Origin of the sequence: uncultured Candidatus Puniceispirillum sp. (assembly GCF_963979125.1) — a bacterium.
GTDB lineage: Bacteria > Pseudomonadota > Alphaproteobacteria > Puniceispirillales > Puniceispirillaceae > Puniceispirillum.
Genome location: NZ_CAXBVX010000117.1, coordinates 1 through 5,674, shown reverse-complemented (window position 1 = coordinate 5,674; position 5,674 = coordinate 1). Strand labels below are relative to the sequence as shown.

Annotated in this window: 5 protein-coding genes; 1 reads left to right on the top strand and 4 read right to left on the bottom strand. The window is 43.3% G+C overall.

Annotation, left to right across the window (positions count from 1 at the left end):
* Positions 1-8: 8 nt before the first annotated feature.
* The 4 genes from ABNT28_RS09770 to ABNT28_RS09755 all read right to left on the bottom strand — a co-directional run bounded on the left by ABNT28_RS09770 (position 9) and on the right by ABNT28_RS09755 (position 4,753).
* Positions 9-842, bottom strand: coding sequence for an ABC transporter permease (locus ABNT28_RS09770; protein ID WP_332924735.1), 834 nt, complete (start codon positions 840-842; stop codon positions 9-11).
* Position 843: 1 nt separating this feature from the next.
* Entirely contained in the window at positions 844-1,830 is a 987-nt protein-coding gene (locus tag ABNT28_RS09765; RefSeq protein WP_332924734.1) for an ABC transporter permease, read from the bottom strand.
* A gap of 93 nt (positions 1,831-1,923) precedes the next feature.
* Complete coding sequence (locus tag ABNT28_RS09760; protein WP_348721488.1) at positions 1,924-3,510, bottom strand: ABC transporter substrate-binding protein; 1,587 nt, start codon at positions 3,508-3,510, stop codon at positions 1,924-1,926.
* A gap of 238 nt (positions 3,511-3,748) precedes the next feature.
* Positions 3,749-4,753 (bottom strand): aldo/keto reductase, encoded by a 1,005-nt coding sequence (locus ABNT28_RS09755; RefSeq protein ID WP_348721487.1) that lies wholly within the window; start codon positions 4,751-4,753, stop codon positions 3,749-3,751.
* A 227-nt stretch (positions 4,754-4,980) separates the two neighbouring features.
* Between ABNT28_RS09755 and ABNT28_RS09750 the strand changes: the two genes are divergently transcribed.
* On the top strand, positions 4,981-5,385 hold the full coding sequence (locus ABNT28_RS09750) for a hypothetical protein (RefSeq protein ID WP_348721486.1): 405 nt from the start codon (positions 4,981-4,983) through the stop codon (positions 5,383-5,385).
* Positions 5,386-5,674: the final 289 nt, after the last annotated feature.

Here is a 5,674-nt window from a genome sequence, read left to right as displayed (position 1 = left end):
TTTAGTTTTCAATTTCTTTCTCTCAACCGCGGGTTTAACGCATCGTTCAGGCCCTCACCAACGAGATTAATCGCCAGAACTGTTATAAGAATAGCAATACCTGGGAATGTGCAGACCCACCATGCCGATCTCAGCATTGTGCGCCCAGCTCCAATCTGGAACCCCCAACTCATGATGTTTGGATCACCAAGTCCCAGAAAGGCAAGACCACTTTCAATCAGAATGGCTGTTGCCACCATCAATGAACCCACCACAATAATAGGACTTAGACAATTTGGCAGAATTTCGCGCATCATGATCCTTAGATCATTCATACCTAGCGTATGGCACGCTTGCACAAATTCTCGATTTTTCAACGCCAGAAATTCGCCCCTGACAAGTCTTGCAACACTTGGCCAAGACACCACGGCAATTGCAATCACAATACTGGCAATCGACGGTTTCATGATTGCGACAAGAAGAATGGCAAAGATAAATGATGGAATGGTCTGGAAAATCTCTGTGACACGCATCAGCAAGTCATCAAGACGACCACCATAATATCCAGAAAATGCACCAAATAGCACACCGATAAACACCGCCACCATCGTAGCTACCAAACCAATCAGCAAAGATGTTTTGGCACCATGCACAATACCTGCCGCCACATCGCGACCTAGCGAGTCACTGCCTAAAAGAAACCCGTTTGTGCCCGGGCTGGACAATGGTTTGCCCGCTAGACGGAACGGATCAAACGCATAGAGCAAGTCGGCAAAACCCGCCATCAAAACGACCAAGATGATTACAACCAATCCGAAAACAGCAGATCTGTTGCGCTTATATCTACCCCAGAATTCCTGCATATTAAGAAACCTCAATTCTAGGATCTAAGAAACAATAAATGATATCGACGACCAAATTGACAGCAATCACCAAAATTGATGACAGCATAAAGATGCCAAGCAACAAGTTAAGGTCACGTGCAAATAGTGACTCAAAAGCCAACATACCAAGACCTGGCCAAGCGAAAACCGATTCAACAATTACCGATCCACCGATAAGCGCGCCAACTTGCACCCCCGCCATCGTCACAACAGGAAGCAAAGCATTCCGCAGAACATGAACAAAGGTAATCCGGCGTTCGGTCAGCCCTTTGGCGCGGGCGGTAATAACATAGTCCTGACCATATTGTTCCAGCATCGAAGCGCGCATCATACGTGTATAAAGTGCCAGATAGAAAAGAGATAAGGTGATCGTTGGCAAAACCAAATGCACCGCAATATCTTTCACCCTGTCCCAGCCTTCGTAAAAGGCAGCAACATTTTCCATACCGCTTGTTGGAAACCAGCCCAGTTTCAAGGAAAACACAACAATCATCATCAAACCAACCCAGAACAAAGGTGTGGCATAGGTGATAAGCGCAAAAACGGTGATCACCGTATCTTTCCATGTGTTCAGGCGCATGGCGGCAAGCAAACCAAGCAGGACACCAAAACCAACCGCCAGAATGATTGTACTTGTCATCAGCAAGCCTGTAGCGGCAAACCGATCAAAAATCAGGTCACTGACAGGCATATCATGGCGGAACGAATAGCCTAAATCCAACGTGGCAACATTTTTAAGATAGACCATAAGCTGAACAGGAAGCGGTTGATCAAGACCAAACTTGGCGCGAAGCTGTGCCATATATTCTGGCGTCGCCGAGCCCGCCTCACCTGCCAGCACGTCAACGGCATCGCCTTCGGCAAGATTCAAAAGGAAAAAATTAATTACAACAATGGCAAGGATAATAGGTATGCCTTGAAGCAACCGTTTCCCTACATATTTAAAAATTTTGGATGATCTTGTCATTTCACATAAATACTCAAAAGCGATAAATACATTGAATTATGAATTAAATAAAAATCGGGCCAGAACAATTTCTGGCCCGACTATCAGTCTCTTCTACTCGTCCAAATACGCTTCTCTGAATGAGCCATACGCACCCATTGCCGAGCCGTAAGCACCTTTCAGCTTTGTGTTGTACACAGTAAGGAACTGCAACTCGAATAGGTTTACGACAGGCATGTCGTTAGCCAGAATTGTCTGGATTTCCTTATATGTAGCTGTACGCTTGGCGGCATCTGGCTCTTTTGAACCTGAGTCAAGCAATGCGTCAAGCGTTGGGTTGCTGTAGCGTGAAGAGTTCACAAAATGTGTACCCTTACGGATCTGGTTAGTACCATAGTGACGATGAACACCAAGAACCGGATCAGGCAACTGATAGAAATAGTTGATGTTCATTGCAAAGTCATAACGATGATAAATACGCTTCAACCATGTTGGTACGTCTTCGTAACGAAGTTCCAGCTTGATACCGATGTCACCCATGACTTGCTTCATATATTCACCAGCACGTCTCCAGTCTTCACCATAAGGAATAAGATCAAGAACAGCTGTCATACGCACGCCATCGCCATCTTTCTTGAAACCAGCTTTGTCAAGAATAGCGTTAGCCGCTGCGACATCGCCTCTTTCAGGATAGTTAGGCATTTCGGCATGCAAATTAGTTGCCTTGAAGTTACTGCTCAGCGCACTTGTTGCTGGCTTTCCGTAACCAAAGAAGATTGTATCAATCATGAAACGACGATCAATGGCTGTAGAAATCGCACGGCGAACCGCAGGATCAACAAAAGCACCTTCTTTAGTGTTGAATTCGATCAACGCCATAGGGTTAATCATTGAATAACCGTCTGTTGTAACACCAATATCATCGCGCTCTTTCAGACGAACAGCATCAATGTTAGGGATGGCATTATAAGCCGCATATAAGACTTCGCCATTTTCCATCGCAGCCGTACGTGTTGAAGCATCAGGAATGAAACGGCCAACAATACGATCAAGATGAGGCAAGCCTTCTTGCCAGTAATTTTCGTTTTTATCTAGACGGATATACTGGCCTTTTTTCCACTCAACAAACTTGAAAGGACCTGTACCTACAGGATTGTTAGCCAAAGGTGCAGATTTGACATCTTGGCCTTCGAGCAGATGCTTTGGCACCATTGGTGATTCATAAGCAGAAAATGAACGCATCATATACGGTGCTGGATTATCAAGATTAAAGATCGCTGTATGAGCGTCTGGTGTATCGATACTGCTTACTTCTCTGAAAGAGTTAGGCCCACGGGGGTGAACCTTTTTCAACACTTCCATGATGGTGAATTTGACGTCAGCAGAGGTAAATGGCTTACCATCATGCCACGTAACACCCTTGCGAAGGTTGAACGTTACGGTTTTACCGTCGCCACTCATATCATAGCTTTCGGCAAGGATAGGAATCATCTTTCCATCGTTGTCGTAATCAAACAATCCTTCATACACTTTTGGCATGACAAGTCCGATAGGACCTGATGTTGATACGTAAGACGCCAATGTTGGAGGCTCAGGCTGAACCAAAAACGCCAGCGTCCCTCCATCTTTTGCAGCATAAGCAGACACTGAGCTTAAAAGCAGTGACGCAGCTAAGGCACAACTTTGTAATATTGTTTTCATGAATAGTCTCCCTTGTTTACCAGCTTAAGCATGGTCGTAAGATATTAATAAAGCTGATATTAATATTGTTAACGTAAACAAACCCAACATGCTGTCAAATAATAAATTTTTAAAAAAATTTATACGAAATAATCGCAACCTTAATACCAGTGAAAAAAACTATGTTCTTAAGACTTATTTTAGCTTTGAAGCTAGATGGTGGCTAAGCAAAGTGCTGTTTTTTGCTTATGAATCTTGGTCAACAATAATTTTCGGGCCCAACCCATTGACCGGTTGAATAACGGTCTCCATGCGCCCAGCCGATTGGTAATGTGTCTTCGATAACACGCATATCGGCATCCGTTAAAGATGCTTTTGCACCTTCGCAATGTTCAAGGAAATGAGCCACTGATCTGGTACCGGGTATCGGAATGATATGCTCACCCTTATGGATCAACCAGGCAATAGCCAAACCCGCAGCCGACAGTCCCATATCACTTGCCAAGGCACGGAATTTTTCTCCCGCTTTGATATTTGCTGAATAGTTTGGTTCGATAAAGCGTGGGTTTTGGCTTAACCATTCCATTCCGCTTATAGCGTCTAGCGTTAGGGGATTATTGGTCAGCAAAGATCGGCCAACAGGCGCAAATGCCACCAATGCGGTGTCAAGTTCCCGGGTTGTTTGCACCAGCCCCATTTCAGGACTTCGAACCGATAATGAATATTCTGACTGTACGGCCGCAACATGATGAATCGCATGCGCCCGACGTAAAGACGCTGGCGCTATTTCTGAAAACCCAAACGATTTAATTTTTCCCGTTTTAACAAGCGCTAACAAAGTCTCGGTAACCTCTTCTATAGGCGTTTCAGCATCACGGCGATGGATGTAATACAGATCAATTGCGTCAAGTTGTAGCCGTGCCAATGTCTTGTCTAGCTCGGCAATCAGATATGAACGGCTATTGTCAAAATAACGTTTGCCAGTTTCAGGGTCTCTGGCGATACCTACTTTTGATGCTATTGAAAACATATCATTTCGTAAGGCGCCTTGTTTGGCTAAAAATGTGCCTATGACCGTTTCCGAAACACCACCCCCATAGATATTGGCTGTATCAATATGTGTAACCCCTTGATCAAGGGCTGCTGTCATTAACTGATGCGACGCAGACTCGCTTGTTTCGCCATAAAAATTAGAAAATGACATGGCACCGATGCCAATAGCAGAAATGATCGGCCCATTTTTACCCAGACGACGTTGTCTCATTCGTACCTCACAAAGCTAAATAAATAATACCACACCTATATGGCCACTTATGGAATTCTGCTTGCAACCAAACACACGGATTGTTGCCTCATTTGCATCAAACAACATATCCATAAAAGTAGCCGAATAACACTAAAACAGCGGCCATTATTGTTCAATGACGCTAAATTTGAAAAATCAATATAGATGGAGTACATTAGCAAACGGTTAATAGAGAGTATCAGTTTATGTTGCAGGCCAAAAACATATCGAATGTTATAATTTTCTGTCTTTCATTGTGGGGGATATATATTGCCATCAATGCATTTTGGGGCAATATTTTTTACTTCCCATTTGTGCTGGCTGAAGATGCGCAGATACCATATCACCGTTTGCAGACCATCAGAATTGCGGTTCTATTGACTTTCGCCTATTTCGGCATGGTTCACCTTATCAAAGGAAGTCAGCAATTATATCCGATCCAATTTTTGTCCGTTTTCTTAAACTTTATGGTAATTTCTGGCTTTCCAATTTTATATGTTTCTGACGTCTTAATTACAGAATATTTCATTTTGCTGTTCTTTTGCTTTTGCGCGATTGCTCTTCATTTTGCGTCAAAACAGAAATACAGAAAATATTTCGCCAAAAAATAGACTGTTTTTTTGGTATCTAGACACTGGTAAGATTAGTTCTGGATAAATGGCGGAGGGGAAGGGATTCGAATCTCACACCGTAGTAAATTCAGTTAATTCAATAGTTTCATTAGCTTACATGTTTTATTTGGTACAAATCATGGTACAAAGTTTCTTAAAATAGCAGTGATTTATGACTACTCAACAAAAGCAATGGGACTCCTACCTCAAAATCACACCCCCACCCCCCTTCTCAAATAACCAACTTCAAAAAAGGGGTTTAAGGGTCGATTGTTGTTATTGTTGATGT